A 15,024-nucleotide genomic window follows, 5' to 3' on the forward strand; every position below is an offset into this window, starting at 1 on the left:
CTATTGGAGTCACCGAGGGTTAAGAAGTCTAACTGAAAGGTATCAGACTCTACGTCATACTTAATTGAACCGCCGTATACCGAACGGTACGTACGGTGGTGTGAGAGGTCGGGGGTTAGTCACCCCCTCCTACTCGATTTGAAAAGGGACTATTAGAGTGTATAAACAAAGCTCTATAGTTTCGTGAAGTATTTCACAGCTATTTGGATTCGTTTAAATCAAAGGAGGTTTCGCTTAAATCAAGATTGATTAAATTCTCGAATTAGTTTTTTCATCAAAGGTTTTTAAAAAGGTCAATTAAATGGAATATGGATCAATTATCTCGTATTTAGATATTCATCTGCTCAAAAAATTTCAACTATGACGATAAGCTGTATTTTAATCAAGATACAAATTTTATTTAAAATAATCTTTCATAAGTTCTGTTGCCCATTCAGGTTGACTAATTTCTACTCGGGGACCAAATTCTTTCATGTATGGCTTAATGTCTAATATAGGTGTTCCTTTAATAGCATCCAATCCACGTACCTTTATAGTTAGACCTTTTACTTCTAACAGTTCACATGTTGTTAGTCCGATTCTATTTGGACGATTCTTGGCTCGTTGACTGAATATCCCCACTTTTGGCCAGTGTAGATTATTCCGTGGGTGTCTAGCAGTTGTTATTATTTTTTTAGGTGGTACCTCATGAAAATAATAAATTACTTCTACATGAGAAAAATCCTTTAGTCCATAAAAGACTTCTTCTGTAAACTGAGCATGATCAACTTCAATAAAAGCTTCTACTTGCCCCCAATGATCATCTTTTATTTCTTCTCGACTGGAAATAACTTTACCGATTGGTTTTAGTGCAATTTCTTCAAACATACTTCCTACCTCTCTTTCTTGTTCAGTTCTTCGAAAAAACACCCTTCTCCTTTTGAAAGTCAAGGTAAAAAAAACATTATATTTTGACAGAACTTGGTTCACTACGGCAGCAATAGAACGTACGATGGAAAAGTGTTCTTATTCGAGAAAGTGACATTTAGTTAGAGTTCTTCTAGATATCACTTTGCGTATTTTTTCTAATCAAGCTATTATGAAAATAATAAATTATGACATCTTTAAAGCTAAAATATTCCTGTCAAAAAATGTAAATGAAGAATTTAATATTGGAGGAACCCCATGAAGCAATCGAATAAAAAAACTTTTGAAGTGGGAGAAAATGAAAGCATTGATGCTTGTTTAGATAGAATCCGAAAAGAAGGATATATGCCAATTAAAAGAATCGAAAAGCCTATTTTTAAAGAAGTGATACAGGATGGTAAATCGGTTTACGAACCGATTTCTAGAAAAATTCTCTTTGAAACGAAAAAAATAGAATAAAAATACGAACAATAAAGTATTATTAAGTGGAAATGTTCGAAAATAAGGTTGACTAAAAGATCAACCATTGTTAAGATAAGAGTACATTACGAAAACGAATTTCTCTCATATAATCTTGGGAATATGGCCCATAAGTTTCTACCTGATAACCGTAAATTATCAGACTATGAGAGAAAGTAGCAAGCCTTTTTGTGGTTATAGGTGAATTTTGAAAGCTGTATTAGCAGCTATAAGATTCTTTCTAATACCCCGAACGGGTCTACTTTCTCTTGTGTAGAAAGTAGATTGTTCGGGGTTTTTACTTTAAATAAGCTATTTTAATAGATTACATAGGCAAACGGGGGAGTGGGAATGAAACCATTTGTAGGAGTCATCATGGGAAGCATTTCGGATTGGGAAACGATGAAGTATGCTTGTGAGGTTTTAGAACAGCTTGAAATTCCTTACGAAAAAAGAGTGGTTTCTGCTCACCGCACTCCAGATTTAATGTTTGAATATGCGGAAAGCGCAAGGAGCAGGGGAATCCAAGTAATCATAGCAGGTGCTGGTGGAGCGGCACACTTACCAGGTATGGTCGCTTCCAAAACAACTTTGCCTGTGATTGGTGTGCCTGTTCAGTCGAAGGCATTAAACGGATTAGATTCTTTGCTGTCTATCGTTCAAATGCCTGGTGGCGTCCCTGTCGCTACTGTTGCGATTGGAAAAGCAGGAGCAACAAACGCAGGGTTGTTAGCTGCTCAAATACTTGGAACAAAAGATGATGATATAGCAGAAAAGCTTGAAAAGATCAGAAAAGAAACAAGAGAAAAGGTGCTGGAGAGCAGTGAACAGCTTAAATAAAAAAGTGATCCTACCCGGACAGACGATTGGAATCATTGGCGGAGGTCAATTGGGAAGAATGATGGCTCTTTCTGCAAAAGCTTCTGGCTTTAAAATTGCTGTGTTGGATCCTACGACAAATTGTCCATGTGGTCAGGTTGCAGATATAGAAATTACGGCAGCATACGACGATTTGAACGGATTAAGAAAATTAGCGGACGTAAGTGACGTGATAACGTTTGAATTTGAAAATATTAGTGCCGATGCTTTGGATTGGCTGAAGGAACATGCTTATATTCCTCAAGGCTCTGAACTATTGAAAATCACGCAAAATCGTATTTTAGAAAAACAGGCTATTACAAAATCGGGAGTAGAAGTCGCTCCGTACGCTGTGATATCTGAGTTTGAGCAAATTTATGATAATATAAAAAGGCTCGGATATCCAAGTGTGTTAAAAACGGCAAAAGGCGGATACGATGGCAAAGGGCAGCTTATCATCCGGAACGAAGAGGATCTTCCCAAAGCAGCTGAGCTCCTTAAGTACGGCGAATGTGTGCTTGAAGCTTGGGTTCCTTTTACAAAAGAAATTTCCGTCATTGTTGCAAGAAACTCAAATGGAGAATCAAAGGTGTTCCCTGTTGCTGAAAATATTCATAAAGACAATATTCTGCATCAATCTATCGTTCCAGCGCGTATTTCTGAAGATGTAGAGCTAAGAGCTAAAGAAAAAGCACTTATGATTGCAGATTCGATGGAGTTAGTTGGTACGCTGGCTGTAGAAATGTTTTTAACAGAGAATGAGGAAATCATTATCAACGAATTAGCACCGAGACCTCATAATTCTGGACACTATACAATGGAGGCTTGTGAAACCTCTCAGTTTGAGCAGCATGTAAGAGCTGTCTGCAACTGGCCGCTAGCCCGAACTACTTTGTTGAAGCCTGTTGTCATGGTTAACATTCTTGGTGAGCATTTGGAAATACTACTGAATAAATTACCGGAGCTTTCGGATTGGAAAATTCATCTGTACGGAAAAGCAGAAGCGAAGGTGAAGCGCAAAATGGGGCATGTGAATATTTTGCGTGAAACGACTGACGAGGCTTTGAAAGAAGTAGAAGAAAGCGGGATCTGGTAAGAAATAAGATAATCGGAGGAAGAAAACATGATTGAACGTTATACCCGACCGGAAATGGGTGCGATTTGGACGGAGGAAAATCGCTTTAAGGCTTGGCTAGAAGTGGAAATTTTAGCGTGTGAGGCGTGGGCTGAGCTTGGTGTCATTCCAAAGGAAGATGTAAAGCTTCTTCGTGAAAATGCATCCTTTGATATTAACAGAATTAAAGAAATTGAAGAAGAAACCCGTCATGATGTGGTGGCATTCACACGTGCGGTTTCTGAAACGCTAGGCGAAGAAAGAAAATGGGTTCACTACGGCTTAACTTCTACGGATGTTGTCGATACAGCTCTTTCCTACCTGCTCAAACAAGCGAATGAAATCCTGCAAAAGGATATCGAAAACTTTATTGAAATCTTAAAAAACAAGGCGCAAGAACATAAATATACAGTTATGATGGGACGCACACATGGTGTTCATGCAGAGCCGACAACATTCGGTCTGAAGATGGCACTTTGGTATGAAGAAATGAAGCGTAACCTTGAGCGTTTTAAAGCGGCAAGAAAACATGTGGAAGTCGGCAAAATATCTGGAGCAGTCGGTACATATGCAAATATTGATCCGTTTGTGGAGCAATATGTATGCGAAAAGCTCGGGATTGGGGCCGCACCCATTTCTACTCAAACATTGCAGCGCGACCGCCATGCCCATTACATGAGTACGCTTGCTTTAATAGCAACTTCCATTGAAAAATTTGCAGTTGAAATTCGCGGTCTTCAAAAAAGCGAAACGCGCGAGGTTGAAGAGTTTTTCGCAAAGGGTCAAAAAGGATCCTCAGCAATGCCGCATAAGCGTAATCCAATTGGATCTGAAAACATGACTGGAATGGCCCGCGTGATTCGTGGTTACATGTTGACAGCTTACGAAAATGTTCCGCTGTGGCATGAGCGTGATATTTCCCATTCATCTGCTGAACGCATTATTTTGCCAGATGCTACGATTGCTTTGAACTATATGCTAAATCGTTTCGGAAATATCGTGAAAAACTTAACAGTGTTCCCTGAAAATATGAAGCGCAATATGGACCGCACATTAGGCTTGATTTACTCTCAACGCGTTTTATTGGCGCTTATTGATAAAGGGCTTGCTCGTGAAGAAGCGTACGATACCGTTCAACCGAAAGCGATGGAAGCATGGGAAAAACAGGTGCCGTTCCGCCAGTTAATCGAAGCGGATGATAAAATCACAAGCTTGCTTTCACCAGAGGAAATCAATGATTGCTTTGATTATAACTATCATTTGAAAAATGTTGATGTAATTTTTGAACGTCTAGGTTTATAAAAAAATTGCTGCCCTAGTTTCTAGGGCGGCAGTGTAACAATAAAAGTCTAAAATTTCCTAATATTCCTAATTTGGAGGGTGTTACATGGAAAAGCGTGCATTGCTGTATGAAGGAAAAGCAAAACAAGTATTTGCAACAGATCATGATGAAATGGTATGGATCGAATACAAAGATGCGGCCACAGCTTTTAACGGTGAAAAAAAAGCTGAGATTTCCGGCAAGGGTGTACTAAATAACGAGATTACAAGCTTACTATTTTTGAAGCTGCAAGCAGAAGGAATTCCATCCCATTTTGTAAAAAAGCTATCGGACCGAGAGCAGCTAGTCAAGAAGGTCGAAATTATTCCACTCGAAGTAGTCGTACGCAATGTAGCGGCAGGCAGCCTTTCAAAAAGATTAGGAATAGAAGAGGGAACACCGTTAAAGAAGCCTCTAGTCGAATTTTATTTTAAAAATGATGATCTTGGTGATCCGCTCATTACAGATGCTCATATTGAAGAGCTTGCGATTGCCTCAAAAATAGAACTGCAGGATATTACAGAAAAGGCTTTTCGTGTGAATACAGTTTTACCAAGCTTTTTTGAAGAGATTGGCGTTAGATTAATAGATTTCAAGCTTGAATTTGGTAAGACAGCAGATGGAGAAATTTTATTAGCAGATGAAATATCGCCAGACACATGTCGTCTATGGGATATCAAAACGAATGAAAAGCTCGATAAGGATGTATTCCGTAGAGATTTAGGAAGCTTAACGGAAGCTTACGAACAGATTTTAACAAGACTGGGAGGCGCTAAAGCATGTTTAAAGTAAAAGTTTATGTTACGTTGCGGGAAAGTGTATTAGATCCACAAGGCAATGCAGTGAAGGGTTCTTTGAACAGCCTTTCTTATACAGAAGTCCAGGATGTACGAATTGGAAAATACATGGAGCTGATCCTTGAAAAATCTGATCGAGAAGTCGAAGAAACCGTGAAAGAAATGTGCGAAAAGCTATTAGTCAATACAGTGATTGAAGACTACCGTTATGAAATAGAGGAGGTAGTCGCGCAGTGAAATTTGCAGTGATCGTATTTCCTGGTTCTAACTGTGATGTGGATATGTACCATGCTATTAAAGATGAGCTAGGCGAGGAAGTTGAATATGTGTGGCATACAGAAGAAGATTTAGATCGCTTTGATGGCATCCTGCTCCCAGGGGGATTCTCTTATGGAGACTACCTCCGTTCTGGCGCTATTGCCCGTTTTTCCAACGTCATGAAGCAGGTTATAAAAGCGGCTGACGCCGGAAAGCCAGTTTTAGGTGTATGCAACGGTTTTCAAATTTTATTAGAAGCTGGTCTGTTGCCTGGTGCGATGAGAAGAAATGACAGCCTGAAGTTCATTTGTCGAAACGTAGAGCTGAAGGTTGAAAACAATGAAACCATGTTTACAGGAGCTTATGAAAAAGGTGAGGTCATTACAATCCCGATTGCTCACGGAGAGGGAAACTATTACTGCGATGAAGAGACCCTTGCTGAGCTTAAAGATCACAATCAAATCGTATTTACTTATCATGGCCAAAATCCGAACGGAAGTCTAGCTGACATAGCAGGAATTACAAATGCAAAAGGCAATGTGTTAGGCATGATGCCGCATCCTGAACGAGCAGTAGATTCTTTGCTAGGTAGCGCAGATGGGTTAAAACTTTTTCAATCAATCGTGAAATATTGGAGGGAAGCACATGTCGTTCATGCTTGAGCCAAGTCCGGAAATCATTAAGACTGAAAGATTGTATGCAGAAATGGGACTATCCGATGAAGAGTTTGCGATGGTTGAAAGTATTTTAGGTCGTCTTCCCAACTATACAGAAATCGGCTTATTCTCGGTCATGTGGTCTGAGCATTGCTCTTATAAAAATTCCAAGCCTGTTTTAAAGAAGTTTCCGGTTACAGGAGAAAGAGTTCTTCAGGGACCTGGTGAAGGTGCAGGAATCGTCGATATTGGCGACAATCAAGCGGTTGTTTTTAAAATTGAATCGCATAACCATCCGTCAGCAATTGAGCCTTATCAAGGAGCTGCAACAGGAGTGGGTGGAATTATCCGTGATGTGTTCTCTATGGGAGCGCGTCCAATCGCTCTCTTAAACTCGCTTCGTTTTGGAGAGCTTGATAACGCTCGAGTGAAATATTTATTTAAGGAAGTAGTAGCCGGAATCGCAGGATACGGAAATTGTATTGGGATTCCTACTGTTGGCGGAGAGGTTCAATTCGAGTCGGCATATGAAGGGAATCCATTAGTTAACGCCATGTGTGTGGGTTTAATTAATCATGAAGATATAAAAAAGGGTCAGGCTCATGGAGTCGGAAATACCGTTATGTACGTTGGGGCAAAAACAGGTCGTGATGGAATACACGGAGCAACCTTCGCTTCTGAAGAGTTAACAGATACTTCTGACGAAAAACGTCCAGCTGTACAAGTCGGCGATCCGTTTATGGAAAAACTGCTATTAGAAGCTTGCCTTGAACTCATTCAATCCGATGCTCTAGTTGGTATTCAGGATATGGGTGCAGCTGGATTGACAAGCTCGTCTGCAGAAATGGCCAGTAAGGCTGGTTCCGGTATTGAAATGAACTTAGATTTGGTTCCGCAGCGGGAAACAGGCATGACCGCTTATGAAATGATGCTTTCAGAATCTCAAGAACGCATGCTGATCGTAGTAAAAAAAGGCCGTGAACAAGAGATTGTAGACTTGTTCTCTAAATATGGCTTAGAAGCTGTGGCAATCGGAAGAGTAACAGACGATAAAAGATTGCGTCTCCTTCATAAAGGAAATGTTGTGGCAGATGTTCCGGTTGATGCTCTTGCGGAGGATGCTCCTGTTTATCATAAGCCTTCAACAGAACCTCAATACTACCGTGATTTTCAAGAAATGGAGCTTGAAGTTCCCATCATTGAAGATTACAAGGAAATGTTAATAGGATTATTATCCCAGCCTACAATTGCAAGCAAGGAATGGGTTTACGATCAATATGATTATATGGTTCGTACAAACACAGTAGTTGCACCTGGATCGGATGCGGCTGTGGTGCGCATTAGAGGAACAAACAAAGCATTGGCAATGACGACAGACTGTAACTCTCGTTATTTATATTTAGACCCTGAAACAGGCGGGAAAATCGCTGTGGCAGAGGCAGCCCGCAATGTTGTGTGTTCCGGAGCAGAGCCGCTGGCAATTACGGATTGCTTGAACTTTGGAAATCCTGAAAAGCCGGAAATCTTCTGGCAAATTGAAAAAGCAACAGACGGTATGAGTGAGGCTTGCCGTACTTTACATACACCTGTCATTGGCGGGAACGTGTCTCTGTACAATGAGACAAATGGTGTAGCTGTCTATCCGACTCCAGTTGTTGGCATGGTTGGTCTTGTACATGATGTAAAGCATATTACCACTCAAAGCTTCAAGGAAGCAGGAGATTTAATCTATGTGATCGGTGAAGCCCAAAACGATTTTGGAGGCAGCGAGCTTCAAAAAATGCTGAACGGTACAATATTCGGTAAGGCTCCGAGTATTGATTTGGAAGTGGAAGCTAAGCGGCAGCGTCAAATTTTACAAGCTATTCAATCAGGCCTTGTAGCTTCAGCTCATGACATTGCAGAGGGCGGATTAGCTGTAGCGATTGCAGAGTCGCTTTTTGGTACAAAAGAGCTTGGTGCAAATGTCATGGTAAAAGGCGACACAACGTGTGAGCTTTTCAGCGAAACACAATCCCGCTTCTTGATATCTGTAAAAAAAGAAAACCAAGAAGCTTTTGAGAGCATAGTAGAAGATGCTTTATTAGTAGGTGAAGTGGTAGATATTCCGGAATTAAACATTCTGGATCAAGCAGGAAATGTAGTATTGCAAGCAAAGATCGATGAATTACAGTCAGCCTGGAAAGGAGCAATCCCATGCTTGCTGAAATAAAAGGCTTGAATGAAGAGTGCGGTGTTTTTGGTGTTTGGGGACATCCGGATGCTGCTCAAATTACTTATTATGGTCTGCACAGTCTTCAGCATAGAGGTCAAGAAGGGGCCGGAATGGTTTTAACGGACGGTGTCCAACTGAAGGGTGTAAAAGGCGAAGGGCTTGTGACGGAAGTATTTACGGCAGAAAAAATGAGTGAAATTACAGGTAAAGCTGCTATAGGGCATGTTCGCTATGCTACAGCAGGTGGTGGGGGATATGAAAATGTCCAGCCGCTCCTCTTCAACTTCCAGACTGGCAGCATGGCACTTGCTCATAATGGAAATCTAGTGAACGCAACACAGCTTAAGGCTCAGCTCGAAGCACAGGGCAGTATTTTTCAAACAACTTCTGACACGGAGGTTTTAGCTCATCTCATAAGAAGAGGCGGCTTTTGTGATTTGAAGGAGCGAGTAAAAAATGCTCTGAGTATGTTAAAAGGTGCTTATGCGTTTCTGATTATGACAGAGTCAGAAATGCTAGTTGCTTTGGATCCGAATGGACTTCGTCCGTTGTCTTTAGGGAAAATGGGTGATGGCTATGTTGTAGCTTCTGAAACATGTGCATTGGATATTGTAGGAGCACAATTTATTCGAGATGTGGAACCGGGAGAATTATTAATGATTTCAGATGAAGGCGTCGTTTCAGAACGTTTTGCTCATGTATACTCCCGTTCGATGTGTACGATGGAATATGTTTATTTTTCACGTCCTGACAGTAACGTAGATGGCATTAATGTTCACACTGCCAGAAAGAGACTGGGCAAAAAGCTGGCAATGGAGGCGCTGATTGACGCAGATGTTGTAACAGGTGTGCCGGATTCCAGTATTTCTGTGGCGATTGGGTATGCGGAAGCTTCAGGTATTCCTTATGAAATGGGATTAATAAAAAATCGTTATGTTGGAAGAACGTTTATCCAGCCGTCTCAGGCATTAAGGGAGCAAGGTGTGAAAATGAAGCTATCCCCGGTTCGTGGGGTTGTTGAAGGAAAACGTGTCATCATGGTGGACGATTCGATCGTACGTGGAACGACAAGTAAGCGGATCGTCAAAATGTTAAAGGAAGCAGGAGCAAAAGAGGTGCATGTGGTCATAAGCTCCCCTCCGATTAAGTTTCCGTGTTTTTACGGAATCGATACGTCTACTAAAGAAGAATTGATCGCATCAGAGCTTTCCGTGGAAGAAATTCGGAAAATGATTGGAGCAGACACGTTAACGTTTTTAAGTGTTGAAGGCATGATCGAAGCCATTGGACGACCTTTTCCAGGTGAAACACGCGGACAATGTATAGCATGCTTTACAGGGAATTATCCGACGGAAATATATAATGAAAGCACGTTTCATCCTTTTCAAAAATGTTAATAAGCGGCATGAAGTATGTCGTTTTTTTTATTAAATGAATGAAGGGAGGACTTACATTCATGGCTCATGCATATAAGCAGGCTGGTGTTGATATTGAAGCTGGATACGAAGCGGTATCCCGCATGAAAAAGCATGTTGAGAAGACTATGAGAAAAGGTGTTATGAGCGGATTGGGCGGTTTTGGAGGGATGTTCGATCTTTCTGGCCTTAACTTAAAAGAGCCGGTGCTCGTTTCGGGAACAGATGGTGTTGGAACAAAGCTCATGCTGGCGTTTATGCTAAACCAGCATCATACAATTGGAATAGATTGTGTGGCGATGTGTGTAAATGACATAGTTGTTCAAGGTGCGGAGCCGCTTTATTTTCTTGATTATATTGCTTGTGGGAAAGCGGATCCAGCAAGAATTGAAGCAATTGTGAAGGGTGTAGCTGAAGGATGTATGCAAGCGGGAGCAGCACTAATCGGTGGAGAAACAGCTGAGATGCCTGGCATGTACGGTGAAGAAGAATATGATTTGGCTGGGTTTGCAGTTGGTGCTTGTGAGAAATCCCGTCTAGTGACCGGGCAACAGATCTCTGAAGGAGACGTATTAATTGGCCTAGCTTCTAGCGGTATTCACTCCAACGGTTATTCTCTAGTGCGCAAGGTGCTATTAGAGCAAGCAGGTATGGATTTACATGAGCAGGTAGATGAGCTGGGCTGTAAGCTTGGTGAGGAGCTTCTCCGCCCAACGAAAATTTACGTAAAGCCTTTATTGTCGGCAATGAAGAGCTTTACGATTAAAGGGATGGCCCATATTACAGGTGGAGGTTTTATTGAAAACATCCCCCGTATGCTTCCGCAAGGATTTGGAGTTGAAATGAAGAAGGGAACATGGGAAGTCCATCCGATCTTTAAACTCATACAGGAAAAAGGGAACCTGATTGAAGAGGAAATGTATAATGTCTTTAATATGGGAATTGGCATGGTAGTAGCTGTGGACAGTAAAGACGCCAACCAGCTTATTAAGCATTTCGAAGAGCAAGGGGAGAAGGCTTCAGTGATTGGGAAAGTGATACCTGGTAAGGGAGTTACGATTCATTAAGGATCGTTAGAGAAAATCCTAATCCTGAGTAGGAGGATTATTATGAAGAGAATCGCAATCTTTGCCTCCGGAAGCGGAAGCAACTTTCAAAGCATCGTCGATTCTGTCAAAAAAGGACAACTGGACGCTGAAGTTGCGTTGCTTGTTTGTGATAAGCCGGGTGCTTTTGTCATTGAAAGAGCGCAAAACGAAAACATCCCTAGCTTCATTTTTAGTCCAAGAAATTATGAGGATAAGGCTGCTTTTGAAAGGGAGATCTTAAAAGAACTTCAAGCAAGAGATATAGATTTCATTGTACTTGCAGGATATATGAGATTAATTGGTCCAACCTTACTTCAAGCATTCTCAAACCGTATTGTGAACATTCACCCTTCGCTGCTTCCGGCTTTTCCTGGCAAAGATGCAATCGGGCAGGCATTTAGGGCTGGTGTGAAGGTGACAGGTGTTACAATTCATTACGTGGATGAAGGAATGGATACTGGACCGATTATTGCGCAAAGAGCCGTCGATGTTTTAGACGACGATAGTCGGGAAACCTTACAGCAGAGAATTCAGGCTTGCGAGCATGAGTTGTATCCGCTGGTTATACAAAAGTTATTATCGACCGTAATGGCTTAAGAGGGGGATCAGAAGATGAAACGTGCACTAATAAGTGTTTCAGACAAAACTGGAATTGTAGAGTTTGCCATGGGACTAAAGGAAGCGGGTTTTGACATTATTTCAACTGGCGGGACGAAAAAAGCCCTTCAAGAAGCAGGGATTGAAGTAATAGGTATTAGCGATGTTACTGGATTTCCTGAAATATTGGATGGAAGAGTAAAGACGCTTCATCCGAAAGTCCACGGAGCTTTATTGGCGCGCCACGATGAAGAAGGTCACAGAGCTCAGCTTAAGGAGCATGGGATCCAACCGATCCAAGTAGTCTGTGTGAATTTGTATCCATTTCAGCAAACGATCGCAAAGCCTGATGTGACTGTGGAGGATGCTATTGAGAATATTGATATTGGCGGTCCAACTATGCTTCGTTCATCAGCAAAAAATCATGAATATATAACGGTGGTTGTAGATCCTGCTGATTATGACCAAGTGTTGGCAGAGATAAAAGAAACGGGTGAAACAACTAAAGAAACGCGTCGCCGCTTAGCCGCAAAGGTGTTCCGCCATACTGCTTCTTATGATGCAGTCATTGCTGAATACATGACAGCACTTGCAGGCGAGGAAAATCCTGAAAGTGTAACGTTTACATATGAGTTAAAGCAGCCTTTACGTTATGGGGAAAATCCTCATCAAAAAGCAGCGTTTTATAAAAAACCGCTAGGCTCTCTTTTCTCGGTGGCACAGGCTGAGCAGCTTCATGGAAAAGAGCTTTCTTACAACAATATTAATGATGCAGATGCTGCCCTTCAAATTGTTAAGGAATTTGATCAGCCTGCGGCAGTTGCAGTAAAACACATGAACCCTTGTGGTGTTGGAACGGGAGAAACAATTGAGGAAGCTTTCCGAAAAGCGTATGAGGCCGACCCAACCTCTATCTTTGGAGGGATCATCGCTTTAAACCGTGAAGTCGATGAAGCAACAGCTAAGCAGCTTCATGAAATTTTCCTTGAAATCATTATTGCCCCTTCTTTTTCTCAGGAAGCACTTGATATTTTAACATCTAAGAAAAATATCCGTTTGTTATCGGTACGCTTCGACGGAGAAAAGAAAGAGGAGAAAAAACTGACAAGCGTTGAAGGTGGATTGCTTGTACAGGATATGGATGCCTATTCATTAGAGGATGCAACGATTTCCATTCCGACCAAGCGCCAGCCTACTGACGAAGAGTGGGAAGCATTGAAGCTCGGTTGGAAGGTCGTTAAGCATGTAAAATCAAACGCGATTGTTGTAGCAAATTCACAAATGACTCTTGGTGTGGGAGCTGGTCAAATGAACCGCGTCGGTGCAGCCAAAATTGCACTTGAACAGGCTGGGGAAAGAGCAAAGGGGGCAGCTTTGGCTTCTGATGCATTCTTCCCGATGGATGATACTGTGGAAGCTGCAGCAAAAGCAGGTATCACTGCCATCATTCAACCTGGAGGATCTGTACGTGATGAAGACTCCATCAAAAAGGCAGATGAGTACGGTATTGCCATGGTCTTCACCGGCATTCGCCATTTCAAACACTAATTCTCAAATAGGCGATTTCAAAGATAACCTTCTGCTTTTGGCTGTTTTCGTAAAGTTTGTTACTTTTTTAATGTAATTTAACTATAACGTTCTGAGTCGATTGTAGCGGAGGGTACTTGACTCCTCGAAAATGCATTCGCATTTCCTTCGTGTGGTGTTTATTCGAGGAAGCTTATTCAATATCCTGCGGGAAAAAGAGGGAAGTGGGAGACCCTACAGGCGGTATCGCCGAGGAGTGTCATCCCTCCCCGCGGAAAGCAAGTACCTGGTGCGGAAATCAACGGGCAAACTTTATCGTCTAAAAACAACAATCTATGCGAAAAGAGCCTTGTTTTTTGATGATATACCTATTTCCATTAAATGAGGTGACAAAATGAATGTTTTGGTCGTTGGCCGCGGTGGTCGTGAACATGCGGTTGCAAGGAAATTTATGGAGAGTGCTAGAACGACAAAAGTTTTTGTGGCTCCGGGTAATCCTGGCATGGAGGATGTTGCGGAGCTTGTCCCAATTGAAGAAACCAATCATGAAGGACTGATTTCCTTCGCAAAAGAAAATAGCGTAGAGCTTACGTTCATAGGTCCCGAGGTTCCTCTTTTAAACGGAATCGTTGACGATTTCGAAAAAGCCGGTCTAAAAGTGTTTGGACCTCGTCAAAATGCAGCCATTATTGAAGGCAGCAAATCCTTTGCTAAAGATTTAATGAAGAAATACAACATTCCTACTGCGGCTTACCAAACGTTCCATACCTATGAAGAAGCAAAATCCTATATCGAAAAAATGGGAGCTCCTATTGTAATCAAAGCGGACGGTCTAGCTGCGGGAAAGGGAGTTGTCGTAGCACTGACAATGGAAGAAGCCGAAGCAGCTATTTATGACATGTTGGTGGCTGAAAAGTTCGGTTCTGCCTCTTCAAGTGTAGTCATTGAAGAGTATCTTGAGGGTGAAGAGTTCTCTTTAATGGCATTTGTAAATGGAGATCAGGTATATCCGATGGTCATTGCTCAAGATCATAAGCGGGCTTTTGATGGGGATAAAGGACCGAATACAGGCGGAATGGGTGCCTATTCTCCCGTGCCACAAATTCCAAACAGCATGGTAGAGGAAGCGGTCCAAACCATAGTCATACCAGCAGCAAAGGCTATGGTTTCGGAAAATAGACACTTTACAGGCATATTATATGCTGGTCTTATGGCAACGCCAAAAGGCCCGAAGGTCATTGAATTTAATGCCCGCTTTGGTGATCCTGAAACGCAAGTCGTTCTACCTCGTTTAAAAACGGATTTTGTCGATGTTTTGGAAGCTGTTTTGGAAGGCCAGGATATCACGATTGAATGGCATGACAAATCAGTCCTTGGAGTCGTTTTAGCGGCAAAAGGCTATCCTGGTGAATATGAAAAGGGTGCAGTAATCAAGGGTCTTGGAAACATTTCGGACCACGCACACATCTACCATGCAGGCACAGCTAAAAATGGCAATGATTTTGTAACAAACGGAGGAAGAGTGTTACTTCTATCAGCAGTGGCTGACAATCTTCAAGCAGCTCAGCAAATTGCCTATGCAGAAGTAGAAAAAATTCAAAGTGCCGGTTTATTTTATAGGAAAGATATTGGACATCGGGCTATCGCATACGTTTCTTTCTAGTCTTTTTCACAAATACAAATAACAGAGCAATGAGAGAGCCAATTAAAGCAATTAGAACGAAAGACAGATCCGTTACGTATTCTAAGTACATCGAGACAACTCCTTTTTTGAGACCGGGTGAGCATGTAAATACTCCCGGTCTCAATCACT

15 protein-coding genes and 1 riboswitch are annotated in these 15,024 nt (G+C 41.8%); of the genes, 13 read left to right on the forward strand and 2 right to left on the reverse strand.

The annotated features are described in order from the left end of the window. Positions 1-396 precede the first annotated feature (396 nt). Entirely contained in the window at positions 397-867 is a 471-nt protein-coding gene (locus GD441_RS14740; protein ID WP_153127215.1) for an SAM-dependent methyltransferase, read from the reverse strand. Between the two features lie 297 nt (positions 868-1,164). Between GD441_RS14740 and GD441_RS14745 the strand changes: the two genes are divergently transcribed. From GD441_RS14745 to purD, 13 genes are all read left to right on the forward strand, one after another. After that, the gene (locus tag GD441_RS14745) at positions 1,165-1,365 is read left to right on the forward strand and encodes an NETI motif-containing protein (protein ID WP_153127195.1); all 201 of its coding nucleotides are present in this window, start codon (positions 1,165-1,167) and stop codon (positions 1,363-1,365) included. 85 nt (positions 1,366-1,450) lie between these two features. Continuing rightward, positions 1,451-1,552, forward strand: a riboswitch (purine riboswitch). Between the two features lie 164 nt (positions 1,553-1,716). Further along, entirely contained in the window at positions 1,717-2,205 is a 489-nt protein-coding gene (gene purE, locus GD441_RS14750) for a 5-(carboxyamino)imidazole ribonucleotide mutase (protein ID WP_153127196.1), read from the forward strand. Next, entirely contained in the window at positions 2,189-3,319 is a 1,131-nt protein-coding gene (gene purK / locus GD441_RS14755) for a 5-(carboxyamino)imidazole ribonucleotide synthase (protein ID WP_225434254.1), read from the forward strand. Before purE ends, purK begins: the two co-directional genes overlap by 17 nt. Before the next feature lie 27 nt (positions 3,320-3,346). Next, a complete protein-coding gene (gene purB / locus GD441_RS14760; protein WP_153127198.1) occupies positions 3,347-4,639 on the forward strand; it encodes an adenylosuccinate lyase in 1,293 nt (430 codons plus the stop codon). 85 nt (positions 4,640-4,724) lie between these two features. Then, the gene (gene purC, locus GD441_RS14765) at positions 4,725-5,450 is read left to right on the forward strand and encodes a phosphoribosylaminoimidazolesuccinocarboxamide synthase (RefSeq protein ID WP_153127199.1); all 726 of its coding nucleotides are present in this window, start codon (positions 4,725-4,727) and stop codon (positions 5,448-5,450) included. Next, positions 5,438-5,692: a phosphoribosylformylglycinamidine synthase subunit PurS gene (gene purS, locus GD441_RS14770; RefSeq protein WP_153127200.1), complete on the forward strand. Its 255-nt coding sequence runs from the start codon at positions 5,438-5,440 to the stop codon at positions 5,690-5,692. Before purC ends, purS begins: the two co-directional genes overlap by 13 nt. Next, entirely contained in the window at positions 5,689-6,375 is a 687-nt protein-coding gene (gene purQ, locus GD441_RS14775; RefSeq protein ID WP_153127201.1) for a phosphoribosylformylglycinamidine synthase subunit PurQ, read from the forward strand. The genes purS and purQ overlap by 4 nt, the downstream gene beginning before the upstream one ends. Continuing rightward, positions 6,359-8,581: a phosphoribosylformylglycinamidine synthase subunit PurL gene (gene purL / locus GD441_RS14780; protein ID WP_153127202.1), complete on the forward strand. Its 2,223-nt coding sequence runs from the start codon at positions 6,359-6,361 to the stop codon at positions 8,579-8,581. Before purQ ends, purL begins: the two co-directional genes overlap by 17 nt. Next, the gene (purF, locus tag GD441_RS14785) at positions 8,566-9,981 is read left to right on the forward strand and encodes an amidophosphoribosyltransferase (RefSeq protein WP_153127203.1); all 1,416 of its coding nucleotides are present in this window, start codon (positions 8,566-8,568) and stop codon (positions 9,979-9,981) included. The genes purL and purF overlap by 16 nt, the downstream gene beginning before the upstream one ends. A 59-nt stretch (positions 9,982-10,040) precedes the next feature. Then, positions 10,041-11,066 (forward strand): phosphoribosylformylglycinamidine cyclo-ligase, encoded by a 1,026-nt coding sequence (gene purM / locus GD441_RS14790; RefSeq protein ID WP_153127204.1) that lies wholly within the window; start codon positions 10,041-10,043, stop codon positions 11,064-11,066. A gap of 42 nt (positions 11,067-11,108) precedes the next feature. Then, positions 11,109-11,684 carry a phosphoribosylglycinamide formyltransferase gene (gene purN, locus GD441_RS14795; RefSeq protein WP_153127205.1) on the forward strand — a complete coding sequence of 192 codons (576 nt, stop codon included), beginning with the start codon at positions 11,109-11,111 and terminating at the stop codon, positions 11,682-11,684. A 15-nt stretch (positions 11,685-11,699) separates the two neighbouring features. Continuing rightward, entirely contained in the window at positions 11,700-13,232 is a 1,533-nt protein-coding gene (gene purH / locus GD441_RS14800) for a bifunctional phosphoribosylaminoimidazolecarboxamide formyltransferase/IMP cyclohydrolase (protein ID WP_153127206.1), read from the forward strand. Positions 13,233-13,605: 373 nt separating this feature from the next. Beyond that, positions 13,606-14,874, forward strand: a complete 1,269-nt coding sequence (gene purD, locus GD441_RS14805; RefSeq protein ID WP_153127207.1) for a phosphoribosylamine--glycine ligase — start codon at positions 13,606-13,608, stop codon at positions 14,872-14,874. Here the strand turns inward: purD and GD441_RS17600 are convergent. Further along, positions 14,852-14,965, reverse strand: coding sequence for an EYxxD motif small membrane protein (locus tag GD441_RS17600; RefSeq protein ID WP_338091718.1), 114 nt, complete (start codon positions 14,963-14,965; stop codon positions 14,852-14,854). The genes purD and GD441_RS17600 overlap by 23 nt on opposite strands. Between the last annotated feature and the right edge of the window lie 59 nt (positions 14,966-15,024).

It is taken from the genome of Peribacillus tepidiphilus (assembly GCF_009466385.1).
GTDB classification, from domain to species: Bacteria; Bacillota; Bacilli; order Bacillales; family DSM-1321; genus Bacillus_BN; species Bacillus_BN tepidiphilus.